This window comes from Pedobacter insulae (assembly GCF_900113525.1).
In the GTDB taxonomy this organism is placed as follows: Bacteria; Bacteroidota; Bacteroidia; order Sphingobacteriales; family Sphingobacteriaceae; genus Pedobacter; species Pedobacter insulae.
Map to the genome: position 1 here is coordinate 35,486 of NZ_FOPP01000013.1, position 15,626 is coordinate 51,111.

A 15,626-nucleotide genomic window follows, 5' to 3' on the forward strand; every position below is an offset into this window, starting at 1 on the left:
AGCTTTAGCTAAATCTTAACTCTCAGTAAATTATGTTAATTATTATTCGGTATCTTTTTATAGCATTATTAGTCAAATGGAGTTCCTCATCTACTACAAATATTGTGGGAAAAGTGAGCGGTAAAGTGATGAATGAGAAAGCAGCACCTCTAAAAAACAAGTTAGTTTCTCTGGCCTCCGATTCGTTAGTTGTGAGAATGACTCGAACTAACGATAAAGGAAATTTTGTGTTCGACAAGCTTCCTCAGGGAAATTATAGAATTTTAATCATGATTTCCGGTTATAAAAAATTTACAACAGGCTTTTTTCAGCTAACTGAAAGTAAACCATCAAGGGATTTCCGCGAAATAGCATTAAGTCCTTCAGCCGACTAAATAAATCAATTTATGAATTCTTAGCTGCTAATAGTAATGCTCCAAATGTAGCTACATTATCGGCTATTATATCGGCCTTTACTGCTGCATGAATGGTATCGGTAATTGTGGCCTCGCCCGAAAGCACTAGGACACCCAAAGCATTTGCATTGACAGCCATTTTAACATCTGTATATAATCGATCGCCTACCATAGCAATCTCATCAGATCTTAACCCATAACGTTGTAAAATACCATCCAACATTCTGGGATCTGGCTTTCCAACCACCACATCGGGCTGCCTTTTTGTAGCACCTTCCAAGCATGCACAAATTGCACCGCAATCGACCAAAATAACGGCTTGATCTGTCGGACAAACCCAATCAGGGTTGGTTGCTATGTAAACTAATTGCCGACTTATCCACCAGGCAGCTCTGCACAATCTGGCATATGTTAATGAGGTATCAAAACTAACCACAACAGCATCGGGTATGTCATCTGCATCATCAGCAGTTGAAATAAATCCGTTTTCTTCAAATTCGGCAATCATACTTGGCGTGCCTAAAATGAAAAGGCGCTTAACTTCAGGGTAATTATTTTTAAGATAATCGATAGTGCCCAATGCCGAAGTGTACATTTCTTCGATATTGGCCTTGATCCCCATTTTAGCCAAATGACTTAAATAATCGTGGGTGTTCTTCGATGGATTATTAGTTAAAAAAGAGTAACCGATCCCAGCCTTTCTTAAACCAGCTAAGAACTCAATCGTATACGGAAACAAAGTGCTTCCATTATAAATGGTACCATCCATATCGAGTGCAACGTGTTTAATTCGCTTCAACTTTTCATTCAATTGAGGCGAAACAGGTTGGTGAATCCCTTCAAATATTTTATCTTCCAATTTCATTATAATTAATTTTCCAACTCGTCGTATCCGTGAGCCTTAGCTTTCCACATTAAGGCAAAAATAAGTACTCCAGCCAATGCCATTCCAATCATCATCATAAACACATAATCCCAAGCTTTTCCGGGGTTTACCTTATTTATCGAATCAACCATGTATCCTACCCCAACTCCCGAAACTAACCCACTCGCATAACCAAACAAGCCGGTTAAACCGTTTGCAGTGGCTGCGGCTCTATTGGTTGCCTGGTTTGCTGCCGCTATACCAATAAGCGCCTGTGGACCATAAATAAAAAATCCAGCCATAGCCAATACCGATATCATGATCCATTGTGGGCTACTATCTGGCAAGTATAAGAAAATCGTCATAAATATGGCCACACCCACCATACAGTACAATGAAGTTCGGTGAGCCTTTCCGGCGAAGTATTTATCGGTAGCCCATCCTGCTGCAAGCATACCTAAAATTCCGAAAATTTCAAAAACGGCCACTGTCCAGCCAGCGTTCGACAAAGTCATTCCATGGGCTTCTTTTAGAAATGTTGGACCCCAGTCCAATACAGCAAAACGAACTACATATACAAAAAAATTGGCTATTCCCAATATCCAAATCCATTTGTTACGATACACAGATTTGCGGAGAAAAGCTTTAAATTCAGCAGAAGACTCCCTCCCTTTTTTGTAGGTTTTATGAAGCTCTGGCAAGTCTACCGAAGATGGCGTATCACGCAAGGTTATAAATAAGCCAATAGAACCTGCTAATGCGATTGCGGCAGGTATCCAAAAACACCATCTCCATGCACCATAATGAGTAGCCGATTCGATTACGCTTTTCATTTTGTCTGCATCATTGACATTAATCTTCAAATTGGCAGCGATTGAATTGACTATCTCGGGATTAGCACTCATATCTGTACCCAAAGTGCCCATGATATAACCTGCAAGTATAGCCACCAGTGCAGCGCCAATAGAATGCGAGGTATTCCAAACCGACATTTTAGTAGCCAGTTCGTTTTGTGGTATCCAATGGGTTAATAAGCGTGCTACAGGTGGGAAACCACTTCCCTGTATGAAGTTGTTAAGGATTAGAATAACACCGAAAATGAGAACCATAGTATTGGTGAACATAGGTCCGCCTGTTTGCCCTGTAAACAAGCTACTTAAATCAGCCCCCCAACCAAATGCAAAATTAGCCACCGCACATAAAAATAAACCAATAGACATATGATAGCGCGCATTCATCCTGTCTGCAAGTATCCCATTTAAAAACCGAGATATCCCATAAACAATGGTTACCAGAGTCATAATAATCCCGAAACTAGTTTTAGTGATCCCGTATTCAGCTGTTAATCCCGGAATGGCAAAAGAAAAATTCTTTCGAACAAAATAAAATATGGCGTAACCAACCATAGTGGCAATGATCGTACGCACTTGCCAATATTTAAATTTTTTACTTGAAGTAGCATCAGTTAATGGCTGCCCTTGATTAACATTGTGATCCATATTGATTGGTTATTTTTTTAGGTTTTAATATTGGCTTGTCCTATTTCCCAAATGCCGTCCTTTCCAAACAGAGAATTTAGCCATTGATTCAGATATCCAGTTCGGACCGCTAGATCTAATATGGTAAAACGTCGACGTATAAACTGAGCTCGAATAAAGGTGTTGCGAAGCCTTTCCCTTGAAATCCCGATTTGTTCGGGTTCTGTCGGCGCACCCACTAAAGCTAACCTAGATTTTGCTTCCTTCAACGGGACAAGCTGTTTAGTCAGTCGACCCTTTAATATTTCCCAATCATTTTTGAATAGGGTTAGTTGAGCATTTAGCTCTTCCCGATTGGTGTATTTTGCTTTGGTTTCTTGCAAACCAACTTCAGAGAAATCTGTTCCTTCAAACATTTTTAAAGCTGCTACGTCTGATTCCGTAGGTGTTGGCCACTTCTCACAACTAGTTGCTACGTTTAAATCCTCCACATTTGTAGCTAGCAAGCTTTCATAGAATGCAGTTATTGCCAAGGTTCCAATACTTACCTGAAAGCCATGCGAAATATGCTCCCCATTGTGTAAATGAGCTTCCATATTCCATAAATGGCTAAATTGATGTTCGGCTCCAGAGGCGGGGCGACTTGATTGAGACCATTGCATCGCAAACCCACCCAGCATCAATCCTTCAACCAATTTAGTAATTGCTTCGGGATCTCCTTTGCGTACGCCTTCGGGATCAGCAAGCGCTTGATGTAAACCATCCTGAATAATAGACCATGCCTTCTGATCGATAGGTTCAACTTGCAATTGGTCAGCTAATATCCAATCAGCGCCAGCTGTAACCTTTGCAAACAAATCTGCATAACCCGAGGCTGTCATTTCAGATGGGGCTTTGCAGATGATGGCTATATCTGCTAGACAGGCTTGAGGCGCGGGACAATTAAAGGTTTGCTTTGCGCCATTTGCTGTTATGGAAGCACCAAAGGCAGTATATCCATCCATTGAAGCTGCGGTTGCGACACATAAGTATTGCCGATTAGATAAATGCGATGCGAGTTTAGTTAAATCATTAATCGTACCTGAGCCAATGGCAACCGGAATCGCGTTGTTAGTTTTTAAAAACAAAACCAGTTCCTCAACAAAAGCATACTCGGCATACAAATGCGGGGCCTGAAAGATAAATGGCTCTTCCTGTTCAATTCCAGCTTCTTTAAATCGACTGAAAACCTCCTCTCCCGCAATAGAAAAAGTGATTCGGTCGGCAACAATAACCGCCTTTTTCCCCGGAAACTGCTCATTAAATAATTCCGCCACTCCCGCTAAAACCCCAATCCCAATTTTAAGCGCTTTAGTTTCTCTTGCGGCCGTCAATGCATTTTCAATGTTCGACATCGTTTTTTATATTCATTTCTCTGTACCTAAATGTTTCATATCGTATCGTTATTAAACGCATCATCTAAATCAAAGAAATAAAATAAAAACAAATAAAACAAATCGAAAGCACTATATATGTTTGTACGCTTCTATCTTTGCAATATTTCGTGGGAGTTATCTTCCAAATTGGCATCAAGCAGATAACAATAAGGATCTATAACAGCAATTTTTGGCTTTTGGTGAACAATAAGTGATAATTTGGTCTCTAAATGCTGAATGCGATATTTCTTTATAAAAACAGGTTTAGTAAGATTATCCCATTCAGGTTTTAGTTTATCAAATAAAGCGATAGAAACATCCATATCAGGTGGAAGAAGTTTTTTTGTACCCAACTTATTCAATCCCACATTAACTTGAAGTTTCACCAGATAATTACCATCATCTGTAGGTTTACATGATAGCACTTTTATATTCATCTCATACTCGACTACCTGATTAAAACTATCATCGACGAATTTCTTTTGGTTTGAGGGCAGGTACTCATTTAACAAACGCATAAAATCTGCTGTTGTAGCCTTTTGGTTTGGGTTTTCATGAGTATTGATTAACTTTTTTAATACGTTATTAAATTCTTTTTCTCCAACCGCCTCCATAACAGCATACATGTTTATTCCTCCTTTTTGATAATATACGTATGCTTGATCGATGACTTTAGTCATAGGCAGCTCTTTTTCGTTGGGGCTGCGATTGGCAAAATAAAGGCGGTTATCTAGCTGGAAATAATTGCTCAAATACATTTTACCGAAAGCTTTTTCTATAAGGACAGCCTCTGTATACTTTGCTAAAGATTCGGTAAGCATCGACCTTCCAGCAACATTTGCGGGATCCAATTTATTAGCCCACCATTGATGCGCAACCTCATGTGTAGTAATTGCATAAGCTTGGTCTATTTGGCTTGGATTATTGAAATTACTTAAGAAATTAATCTTTTCTGAACTAAATACCACTCCGGGATAAGCGGTAGCTGCTCCTCGATAATGTGGTATTTCGGCCAGCACAAATTGCTTTAAAGGGTAAGATCCAAAGTTACTAGCACAGTAATCAATTGCCTCTTTAACTCCCTTCATCATGCTGTTTAAATTGTATTCGTGTCCCTTTCTATAATAAATACTTAGGTTAATGCCCTTGTGTTTTTCCATCTTGATCTCATAGTTAGCCGAACTTAATGCGAACATGAAATTGATTGGATGAGTAGTTTTATAGTGAAAAAAACGGCGTTTATTAGCAACCCAGGATTTCTGTAAGGTTCCAACAGTAACAACCTCTTGATCCAGTGCTGTAGAAATCACCGTTTCCAGATTAATTAGATGATAATTGCCATTAACTTTAACCTGTTTAATCTTTACTGGAAGATTTGCATTTCGTCTGGTTCTTATATCATTTGTTAACAGGCTTTCATCAAAGCCAAAATGAGGTACATATTTCTCCAGTTCGATATAAGTTCCATCAGAGGATAAAGAATTTTCCGTATTAAACGGTACAAAGCCATCTCTAACTATTCTTAATTTGAAATACATAGTTGTTTCTGTATTTGGCAGCAACGGTTTTTTTAAATTAATGAACTGCTGGTTAAATAGTGGGTCCTGTCGTTGGTTCTCTCCATTTGGAATAGTAACTTCAAAATGATTGACAGATTGATCCAAGCTCACCCACACCTGACGAATGGGGTCGTTTGTTTCATTTCTTAATCGATAAGTTCCGCTAACTAGATAAGTACCATCATTGGTCAAAAGATCAACAGTAGTTTTAACAGATTTGATAATAGGTTGGGGAAGGTGAGCAAGCGATGCGTATTTTTTCTCATAATTAACCTGCCATGCTAATTTTGCCTCTTTATTACGATAATTACCAATCACATTTGTGCGGTGATAAATAAAGACCCCGCTCCCTAACCACACTACAACGCCCAATAAGAAAATAAACTTAGTTTTGCCGATTGTTTTGGGTATGGCTTTTAGTCGGTTAAAAAAAGTTCGCTGTACACTACCTTGCCACATCCCAACTGTTGTTATAGCTAAAATTATCGCAAAACCAGACCAGTACAACATATACCAGTTAAAGGCCCGTACATAATGGCCAAATCCATTGAAATAAGAAAATTGAAGTGTGGGAACATTAGCAAATCGAAGCATAAAATGATTTATTCCAATTTGCGAGGAGAAAATAAAAAGTAGGACGACCATCATACTCATCAACAGACTTAAGTATTTATTATCTGATAAATTTTGAACAAATACAATGAGTACAACAAAAAGAAGCAAGGGAAAGGCACTATAATAATATAAAGAAAAATATTTTAATAGTTCGAATTCAAAGTAGCCATTTACAACCTGTACGCTAATACCTATGGCGATATTTAGCGTAACCAATACCATCACCAATACACTTAAGGTTAAACATTTTGCCGCCCATAACACTCCTCCTCTTACCGGCGTACTGTAAATCAAGGCTTCGATTTTCGCAGCTTTTTCTTTACCTACAAGCTCAGCGGCATAGAAGACAATTAAAATGAGACCAAAATTTATGGATCTTATTTGCTCTAAAATAAATCCCGTTGTTGGATAGGCCTGAATTCCATAAGCTCCATTAAAAAGCGCATCCTTTAACTCGACCCCAAAGACGAATAACCAAAGCAGTAACATCACCATAAAGGGGATATGCTTAAACAATGAGATTAGTTCGAGTTTAAACTGCGAGGCAAATGAGTAAAAATTATAATTAAACCCAGTTGGCTGTACATTAAAATGTTTAAAAGGAATTTTAACTGATTTACTTTTTTCTTTACTTTTTGTTTTCAACTGTTTAGGAACCGACAATCTGAAATTAAAGAGATTGTAGGTTATCAATATAATTAAGCTACTCACACTTAACCAAATCAACCTATTAGCCAAAAACAAGCCACCTACGGGAAAAAGCTGATAATTTTTTACAATATCCGGCCATTTTTTGGTCTCCGTAAAAAAAGAGGTCATCCCAAAAGGATCAAACAAAAAGGGCAGCATACTTGGATCATTTACCTTTAAAGTTGAAGTCGCAAATAAGGGTGAGTTGCCTAAAATGGAAGCAACCATATAGCCAATATATAGGAATACACCAGCGGCATAAATGGCCCGCACATTTTTGGTTAACAGTCCGGCACAAAAAATACAACTTACTGATAAAAACACGTTTGGCAATCCAAAAACAAACAATGGATAGAGATAATAGCTTAGGTTAAATTGCCCAAGGCTAGCACTTTCTACGAAGAAAGCTCCCACAAACAACCCAATAACCGCAAAACAAAGATGTATAAAAACGGCAATCAATAATCCCAGCAACCTCACAACAAAATAGGGAAGACGATTGACAGAGGTCGAATAAACAACAGACTCCATGTTATACCTATGATCACGAAGCACCACATTTGCACAAAATAACGTACTCGAAAAAATAGCAAATAGCGACAAAAAGGAAATCATATAGGTACCGACATAGGCTGAGTTCTTGTAAACCTCTGGTCCTCCGAATGAGCCTTTGGCCACTGTAACCATTGCTAACGCTAAAAAAAGTATGCAGGCAAGCTGAAAAGAAGTCTGTTTGAAATGATATTTCAGTTCAAATTTTAACATCGAGATTAACATGAAAATCCCTCCTGTATGTTGTGCTGTAAACCAAATAATGCAGCGAAATATACCTCCTCCAAACCGGGATAAAATTGTTCAAAACCAGAGGCAGGGCATTCGTCGGCTAAAACGAACAACTGAATCTTACCTGCGATAATTCGTGTTGAAATTACCGTAAACAGTGACTGGTGTTCGCTTAATGTCGACTTATCAATAACTTTTCTCCAAATCTTGCCATTCAACCTCTCTGTCAAATCAGCAGGTTTTCCTTTTAAAATTAGTTGCCCATTTGCCAATATTGCCATTTCAGGGCACAGATCGTGTACATCTTCTACAATGTGGGTCGAAAGCATTACAACTTTCTGTTCGCCAATCTCATTAAGCAAATCATGAAAACGGTTACGTTCTAAGGGATCTAATCCGGCGGTGGGCTCATCGACAATAATTAACTGAGGGTTGCCTAATAATGCTTGAGCAATACCAAATCTTTGTCGCATGCCACCCGAAAAGTTACCAACTGCTCTGTTTCTTACCTCAAACAAATTAGTTTGCTGTAACAACGATAAAACCTGCTCTTTCCGGTCGCTTTTGTTAACTAACCCCTTTAATACCGCAAGGTGGCTAAGGAGATCGAATGCTGATATCTTAGGATAAACACCAAAATCTTGCGGTAAGTACCCTAATTGATTACGCATTTCTTGTGGGTTCTTTAAGATGTCATTTCCGTCAAAAAAAAGTTTGCCACTATCTGGAAGTTGCAAAGTTGCGAGTGTACGCATTAAGGACGATTTCCCGGCCCCATTTGGCCCTAACAAACCAAACATCCCATTTGAAATACTCAATGAAACATTGTCCAATGCTCTTACTCCATTGCTATAACTTTTACTTAGATTTTGAATTAGAAGTCTGCTCATGTTGTTTTTATTAAGATGATGCAAAGAAACCATACTTAACTTTTGGTTCTCAATTAAAGTGATGAACGCACGGAAATCAGTGATGAACGAAATTTCCTTTATCATTAAATTCATTACTTTCGTTATATGACAAAAAATGCCAGCGGCCTACAACTTATATTTAAGTATCAAGAGTTTATACTCTTTATTGGCCTTATTCTTTGGGTATCGATTTTTCGCATAACAGAAGCGAGAACACTTCAATGGGCTGATTATTTGAGTTGCGTTTTAGTTTTGGGAATTAATCAATTGCCTGTGCTTGTTTTTTCCTTCAATAAAGCGGATTGGAAACAAAATTTAGCTCCTAAACAATATGTTCTGTATTGGTTATTGTGTTTTGTTCTAGTTCAACCAGTGTTTACCGTCTTTTGCATTTCACTCGCAACCAACAAATTTGACTCTTCCCTATTCATCACCTCATCGATCTCTGCGTTGGCACTTGAATTGTTATTGATTGTTAATTCCTATTATCAAAAGAAAGCGAAAGATGCTAAGTGGCTAAAGAAAATCGGGCTTGAAAAAGCTGTGTTGATTAGCTTGATACTCATTTCATTTTTAATTGCAGTGATGGGAGTTTCAAGTTTGAACAATCCTGCTTACCACAACGAACACAGATTACTTATTGGATTCGAATTCAGTTTAGAAAAAGTGTACCGCAACTTTGGCACTTTCCTGATTTTCTTCGCCCAGTTTTTACTGATGTATCTATGCGGTTATTTATTCTTTATTATTAACAGTCGAATATTAGTTTCGCAAGTACTTAAACAGCGTGGTCTGCTTTTATATATTTTGAGTGTATTAGCAACAATCGTGTTCCTGTATCCGGTTATTGCACAACTTTTAATATCATTGCCCATTAATAAAACATTAGGAAGAGATATCTTTTCTGACAGTGCTTTCGATCTAGAAAATGCTTTTGGGGTGTTTGGCGTAATGTTATTTAGTCTTCCGATTGTATTAGCTATTCAATGGGGAAACCAAAATACACAGATACTTTCGTTAGAAAAACAAAAGTCGCAAACTGAATTGGATTTATTGAAACAACAATTAAACCCTCATTTCTTTTTCAATACGCTCAATAACCTCTATGGACTGAGTTTACAGCGGTCGGAAAAAACCTCAGATAGCATACTTCAGTTAGCAGAGTTAATGCGTTATACTATTTACAAAGGACAACAAGACTACGTTGATTTGATTCAGGAAATTAATTACATCGAAGATTATGTTCAATTGCAACAAATAAGACTAAAGAAACCATTACTTTTTAACTTCGACAAGCATATTATCGATGAAAATTTACAAATAGCGCCGCTTTTGTTAATCGTATTGATAGAAAATGCCTTTAAACATGGGATTGAAACCGCTGAGAACCAATCATTTTTGACATTACAACTTAAATCAGATCAAAAGAAACTATATTTTAGCTGCGAAAATTCATTTGAAGAAGAAAACTCTATTAAAACCAACGGCATCGGATTAACAAATCTCCAAAAACGATTAGCTTTGTTATACCCGGAAAGGCATAGTTTCGAAATAACAAAAACAAAAAGTATTTACAGAGCGGAATTAACGTTGAGCGTATGAGTTTAAGCTGCTTAATTATTGACGATGAACCTTTGGCACACGATGTGATTTTAACCCATCTTGAGGATATTCCTTTTTTGAAAGTAATTGGTCAATGTTATCGTGCTACCGACGCTTTCAATTTTCTAAGTAAAAATGAAATTGATGTACTCTTTTTGGATATTCGTATGCCAAAATTAAACGGACTTGACTTTATTAGAACGCTAAAACAAAAACCAATCATCATTATCACCTCGGCATTTGAAGAGTATGCGCTGGAAAGCTTTGATCTCGATGTTTGTGATTATCTCCTGAAGCCATTTCGTTTTGACCGGATTTTAAAAGCGGCTAACCGCGCTTTGGAAATACACCAGCTTAAGAACCAGGTTAAGCAGCAAATTGAAGAAGATCATATCGGGATAAAGGTTGATAAGAAACATATCCTCATCAAATTAAATGAGCTGCAGTATTTAGAAAGCCTGGGGAACTATGTGAAAGTTTGGAAAGATGGGAACTTCCAACTTACCCCCAGAACGCTAACTAGCTTTGAAGAACAATTGCCTAAAGAACTATTTATCAAAGTGCATAAATCTTATATTGTCAATAAAAAGTTCGTTCATTACCTGGAAGGGAATATGCTTATTCTTAAAAACGGCACACAAATACCAATTGGAAAAAATTACAAGTCAATTATCAAGCAATTACTTGATATTGATAGTTATTAGCGCCTCTTTTCTCCAAGCTATTTCCAACCTCCTCCAAGCGAACGGTACAAATTTACGATGGCTTGAAGTTGCTGCAGTTGATCTCCCACACCACTTAATTGAGCGCTTAACAAACTTTGCTCTGATGTTAATACATCGGTATAATTTGTAGCAGAGCTATAGCGTAACAATTCCTGGGTAAAATCTACTGCCTTGGTTAAGGATGCAATTTGTTTCGCCCTGGTTTCTTGCTTTTCTGCTGCCGTTTGATAGGCATATAAAGCGTTGGAAACCTCAGAGCCACTCATTAAAAGCGTTTGTTGAAAAGCGTAAAACGCAATCTGCTGTTGGGCCTGAGCAGTTTTTAAGCGAGCTTTATTTTGTCCTCTTGCAAAGATGGGTTGGGTTAACCCGCCAACCAAATTGTAAAAAACAGACTGGCTAAAAAAATCTTTTAACTGTAGGGTAGACAAGCCGCCACTTGCAGTTAAAGTTAGGGCAGGATAAAAATAGGATTTCGCAACTTTAGTGTTTTCAAAAGAAGCTCTAAAGGCGAATTCTGCTGCCTGCACGTCGGGTCTGTTCTGCAACAATTGTGCAGAAACTCCAATGCTTAGCTCTTTAAAAGGAACCTGCTGGTCTATTGAAGAACGATTTACAGCAGACGGAGCATTTGCCAGTAAAACACTAAGAGCATTTTCGTTTTCTCTGATACTTTTTTTCAAATCCGGCAACGACACCTCTGCGGCGTATAGGTTTGCCTCACTTTGAACTACGGCTGCTCCCGTAACTTTCGCAGCATCTTTCAAAGCTTTCATGGTTTCCACATTGGTTCTTCTACTTTTGATAGTTTGGAGCGTAATTTCCAATTGTTTATCAAGCGCTAACAAATTATAATATGTATTAGCAATATTAGCAATCAACTGTGTTTGCACGGCTCTTTTTGCCGCGTCACTTTGCAAGAGCGAGGCATAGGCGGAGCGTTTAGCACTACTCAATTTGCCCCATATATCAGCCTCCCAACTGGTACTCAGTTGCGCCCTATAAGTTTGCGTTTCGAGGTTTATATTAATTCCAGGAGGAAAATTTAAAGCTGCACGAGATTGCTTAGCGTCAGTTACAGATAAATCGCCTTGTAAACTGGGAAACAATGCAGACCGACTTTGTTGTAAGCTGGCATCTGCAATTTTAATCCTTTCTATCGCTTGCTTCAAATCCAAATTTTGCGCCAAACCTGTTTCGATTAACGATTGCAAAATAGGGTCTGTAAATAAATTTTTCCAAGGCAGTTGTGCAATCGTTGTTGTATCTGTACTTGTTTGATCACGATAGAGGTGGTTGGCATTTGCCACAGGACCAGTATATTTTTGGTTGATACAGGCACTCAAACTAACCGTTAAAATACCTAATATGATTAAAGTGTGTTTATTTTTGAATGTCATAAATTGTAAATTAATGTTCGCGTTCATCAACTTCCGGAAATGTTAATGCTGATTGCTCCATATCAACATCGTCATTAAACGGAGATTTACTACTCACTTTTTCTTGAAGCGTTTGGAAAATGATAAATAGTGCGGGAATTACAAAAACCCCAAAGATCGTCCCTATTAACATTCCTCCAACAGCTCCGGTACCAATGGATTTATTACCTGCTGCACCAACCCCAGTAGAAAGCATTAAGGGAAGAAGTCCCAAAATAAACGCAAATGAAGTCATTAGAATCGGTCGTAAACGCGCAGTTGCGCCCTGGATTGCGGCATCTACAATGCCCATCCCTTTTCGCCTCCGATCTACCGCATATTCCACAATTAAAATTGCATTTTTAGCTAGCAGACCAACCAGCATAATTAGTGTAATCTGTGTATATATATTGTTATCTACTCCGAAAATCTTATCAAAAATAAATACTCCGGCCAACCCGATAGGAAGAGAGATAAGCACTGCCAGAGGTAAAATATAACTCTCATATTGGGCACATAGCAAGAAATATACAAATACTACACAAAGCAAAAATATAAACACTGTCTGACTACCACTGCTCATTTCTTCACGCGACAAGCCGGAAAATTCATATCCGTAACCTGTTGGTAAATGCAAGGCAGCTTCCTCTTGTACGGCCCTTAGCGCATCGCCCGAACTGAAACCTGGCTTAGGGCTGCCTGTTACAGCAATTGAAGTATAGAGGTTGAAACGGGAAATAGCTTGCGGACCATAAACCTTTTCAAGTGTAATAAACTCACTAATAGGTGCCATAAGACCTTTAGCGTTACGCACGTAAATACTATTTAAACTTTGTTGATTAGCACGATATGCTGCGTCTGCTTGGTACATTACCCTAAACTGCTTACCAAACTTATTAAAGTTTGAAGCGTATACACCCCCAAAATAGCCTTGTAATACGCTTAACACATCAGTAACAGTTAGCCCAGCTTGCTTAATCTTAGCCACATTAACCTCAATTTGATACTGCGGAAAATTAGGGTTAAAGGATGTCGACGCATACTGAATTTCAGGGCGCTTAGCCAATGATGCTAAAAATGCGTTTCCAACTTCATTAAACTTATTAATATCGCCACCTGTTTTATCTTGCAATTGAAACTCAAAGCCCCCGCTGGTACCAAAACCTTGTATAGTTGGAGGAGCGAAGAAAATAATCTTTGCACCTTTGATGGCTGCAGTTTTTGCAAATAGCTCACCGATAATTGCTTTTACATCCCGTTTACGCTCATCCCATGGTTTTAATCGAGAAATTACCATTCCGTAAGAGCTACCTGCTCCACTAATCATACTTCGACCCACAATCCTTAATGCGCTTTGGACTTCGGGAATATCTCTCACGATTTTATCAATTTGGGTAATAATTACCTGGGTCTCTTCTTGAGAAGTTCCCGCAGGTAAAGATATATCAGACATGATTACACCCAGATCTTCGTTGGGCACGAAACCTTTAGGCGTTGTATTCATCGTCCATAATAAAATACCTATGAAGGCTAAAATCCCTAACCCGGCAATCCATTTTTTACGCGACAAGAATGAAATAGACTTTTTATACCGAAGGGTCATCAAATCGAATGAGGTATTAAAGCCTATATAAAATCGCTGTAAAAAGTTTTTCGGCTTGGCATGGTCATCTGCATGTGGCTTTAAAAGCAAAGCACATAATGCCGGACTTAATGTCAATGCGTTAATTGCAGATAAGATAATTGCAATCGCCAATGTTAAGCCAAATTGCTTATAGAATACACCCGATGAACCTTCAATAAAACTTACCGGGATAAATACCGCAGCCATCACCAGTGTAATAGAGATAATCGCACCCGTTATATCTTCCATTGCATCAACAGTAGCTTTCTTGGCCGATTTATAACCATGATCTAACTTGGCATGAACGGCCTCGACGACCACGATAGCATCATCCACTACAATACCTATGGCAAGCACCAATGCAAATAATGTTAATAGGTTAATGGTAAAGCCAAATAAGCTTAAGAAGAAAAATGTGCCAATAATAGCTACAGGAACCGAAATTGCCGGTATTAAAGTCGAACGGAAGTCTTGCAGGAAGATAAAAACTACAATGAACACCAAAATAAATGCTTCGATTAGCGTATGGATTACTTTCTCAATTGAGGCATCCAAGAAATCATTCACATTTACCAAGGGAGTATAGCTAATACCTTTTGGAAAAGATTTGGAGGCTTCTTCTAATGTTTTTATGGAATTTTCGATTACTTCCTTTGCATTAGAGCCGGCTGTTTGGTTAATTGCTATCCCAATAGAAGAATTTCCATTGTATTTGGAGGTACTTCCATAACTTAAGGCTCCCAATTCGATACGCGCCACATCCTTTAAGCGAAGTATTTGTCCGGTTGCATCAGCTTTGATAATAATATTGCTAAATGCTTCTTCACTTTTGAGCCTACCTGTATATTTTAACGTGTATTGAAATGATTGGTCACCTTTCTCACCAAACTGCCCCGGTGCAGCCTCTACGTTTTGCTCTGCCAGCGCTGCACTCACATCGCTCGGAACCAGACCATAAGTTGCCATCACATCTGGCTTAAGCCAGATACGCATACTATAATCCATTTGTCCAAATGAACTTGCATCACCAACACCGGTTATCCTTTTAATTTGTGGGATAATGTTAATGTTTGCATAATTTTGCAAAAATGTTTGATCATATGCCGGATTATCACTGTGGATAACAAAAATTAATACGTTACTTGCCTGTCTTTTCGCCGTAACCACGCCCGAACGGGTAACCTCGGCAGGCAATAAACTAGTGGCTCTGGCAACCCTGTTTTGCACATTTACCGCAGCCAAATCTGGATTTGTACCAAGCTTAAAGTTCACGGTAATTGTGGCCGTACCTTCGTTGCTGGCACTAGAAGTCATGTAGGTCATGTCTTCTACGCCATTAATTTGTTCTTCGAGTGGTATAACCACACTGTTCATTACTACATCCGCATTTGCTCCTTGATAGGATGCAGATACTTGGACAGTTGGTGGGGCTATTTCAGGATACTGTGACACTGGTAAAGTTATTAAGCCCAGGACCCCGAGTACCACGATGATAATCGATATAACAGTTGATAAAACTGGTCTATCTATAAATTTCTTAAACATA

At 38.5% G+C, this 15,626-nt stretch carries 10 protein-coding genes; 3 read left to right on the forward strand and 7 right to left on the reverse strand.

Translation table 11 applies throughout. From position 1 onward, the window contains the following. Nucleotides 1-32 precede the first annotated feature (32 nt). The gene (locus BM207_RS17565; RefSeq protein WP_090997531.1) at nt 33-374 is read left to right on the forward strand and encodes a carboxypeptidase-like regulatory domain-containing protein; all 342 of its coding nucleotides are present in this window, start codon (nt 33-35) and stop codon (nt 372-374) included. 10 nt (nt 375-384) lie between these two features. Here BM207_RS17565 and BM207_RS17570 read toward each other — a convergent pair whose 3' ends face one another. The 5 genes from BM207_RS17570 to BM207_RS17590 form a co-directional block, all read right to left on the reverse strand. Continuing rightward, complete coding sequence (locus tag BM207_RS17570) at nt 385-1,260, reverse strand: HAD-IIA family hydrolase (protein WP_090997534.1); 876 nt, start codon at nt 1,258-1,260, stop codon at nt 385-387. 5 nt (nt 1,261-1,265) lie between these two features. Beyond that, on the reverse strand, nt 1,266-2,759 hold the full coding sequence (locus BM207_RS17575; RefSeq protein WP_090997536.1) for an MFS transporter: 1,494 nt from the start codon (nt 2,757-2,759) through the stop codon (nt 1,266-1,268). A 17-nt stretch (nt 2,760-2,776) separates the two neighbouring features. Further along, nucleotides 2,777-4,132: a sn-glycerol-1-phosphate dehydrogenase gene (locus BM207_RS17580; RefSeq protein ID WP_090997539.1), complete on the reverse strand. Its 1,356-nt coding sequence runs from the start codon at nt 4,130-4,132 to the stop codon at nt 2,777-2,779. 131 nt (nt 4,133-4,263) lie between these two features. After that, nucleotides 4,264-7,782, reverse strand: a complete 3,519-nt coding sequence (locus BM207_RS17585; protein WP_177217171.1) for an ABC transporter permease/M1 family aminopeptidase — start codon at nt 7,780-7,782, stop codon at nt 4,264-4,266. Nucleotides 7,783-7,787: 5 nt separating this feature from the next. Further along, the gene (locus BM207_RS17590; protein WP_245768160.1) at nt 7,788-8,804 is read right to left on the reverse strand and encodes an ABC transporter ATP-binding protein; all 1,017 of its coding nucleotides are present in this window, start codon (nt 8,802-8,804) and stop codon (nt 7,788-7,790) included. Between the two features lie 12 nt (nt 8,805-8,816). Here BM207_RS17590 and BM207_RS17595 point away from each other — a divergent pair, with 12 nt between their 5' ends. Together BM207_RS17595 and BM207_RS17600 are read left to right on the forward strand one after the other, a co-directional pair. Then, on the forward strand, nt 8,817-10,313 hold the full coding sequence (locus BM207_RS17595) for a sensor histidine kinase (protein WP_090997545.1): 1,497 nt from the start codon (nt 8,817-8,819) through the stop codon (nt 10,311-10,313). After that, nucleotides 10,310-11,017: a LytR/AlgR family response regulator transcription factor gene (locus tag BM207_RS17600; RefSeq protein ID WP_090997548.1), complete on the forward strand. Its 708-nt coding sequence runs from the start codon at nt 10,310-10,312 to the stop codon at nt 11,015-11,017. Before BM207_RS17595 ends, BM207_RS17600 begins: the two co-directional genes overlap by 4 nt. A 17-nt stretch (nt 11,018-11,034) precedes the next feature. Here BM207_RS17600 and BM207_RS17605 read toward each other — a convergent pair whose 3' ends face one another. Both BM207_RS17605 and BM207_RS17610 read right to left on the reverse strand, forming a co-directional pair. Then, the gene (locus tag BM207_RS17605) at nt 11,035-12,438 is read right to left on the reverse strand and encodes an efflux transporter outer membrane subunit (RefSeq protein ID WP_090997746.1); all 1,404 of its coding nucleotides are present in this window, start codon (nt 12,436-12,438) and stop codon (nt 11,035-11,037) included. Between the two features lie 10 nt (nt 12,439-12,448). Next, nucleotides 12,449-15,625: an efflux RND transporter permease subunit gene (locus BM207_RS17610; RefSeq protein ID WP_090997551.1), complete on the reverse strand. Its 3,177-nt coding sequence runs from the start codon at nt 15,623-15,625 to the stop codon at nt 12,449-12,451. Nucleotide 15,626 lies beyond the last annotated feature (1 nt).

Bases quoted from the DNA above. Each gene is read 5' to 3' on its own strand.
- BM207_RS17575 (WP_090997536.1), bottom strand. From the start codon at position 2,759: ATGGATCACAATGTTAATCAAGGGCAGCCATTAACTGATGCTACTTCA.
- BM207_RS17605 (WP_090997746.1), bottom strand. From the start codon at position 12,438: ATGACATTCAAAAATAAACACACTTTAATCATATTAGGTATTTTAACG.
- BM207_RS17585 (WP_177217171.1), bottom strand. From the start codon at position 7,782: ATGTTAAAATTTGAACTGAAATATCATTTCAAACAGACTTCTTTTCAG.
- BM207_RS17565 (WP_090997531.1), top strand. From the start codon at position 33: ATGTTAATTATTATTCGGTATCTTTTTATAGCATTATTAGTCAAATGG.
- BM207_RS17595 (WP_090997545.1), top strand. From the start codon at position 8,817: ATGACAAAAAATGCCAGCGGCCTACAACTTATATTTAAGTATCAAGAG.
- BM207_RS17580 (WP_090997539.1), bottom strand. From the start codon at position 4,132: ATGTCGAACATTGAAAATGCATTGACGGCCGCAAGAGAAACTAAAGCG.
- BM207_RS17600 (WP_090997548.1), top strand. From the start codon at position 10,310: ATGAGTTTAAGCTGCTTAATTATTGACGATGAACCTTTGGCACACGAT.
- BM207_RS17570 (WP_090997534.1), bottom strand. From the start codon at position 1,260: ATGAAATTGGAAGATAAAATATTTGAAGGGATTCACCAACCTGTTTCG.
- BM207_RS17590 (WP_245768160.1), bottom strand. From the start codon at position 8,804: ATGAATTTAATGATAAAGGAAATTTCGTTCATCACTGATTTCCGTGCG.
- BM207_RS17610 (WP_090997551.1), bottom strand. From the start codon at position 15,625: ATGTTTAAGAAATTTATAGATAGACCAGTTTTATCAACTGTTATATCG.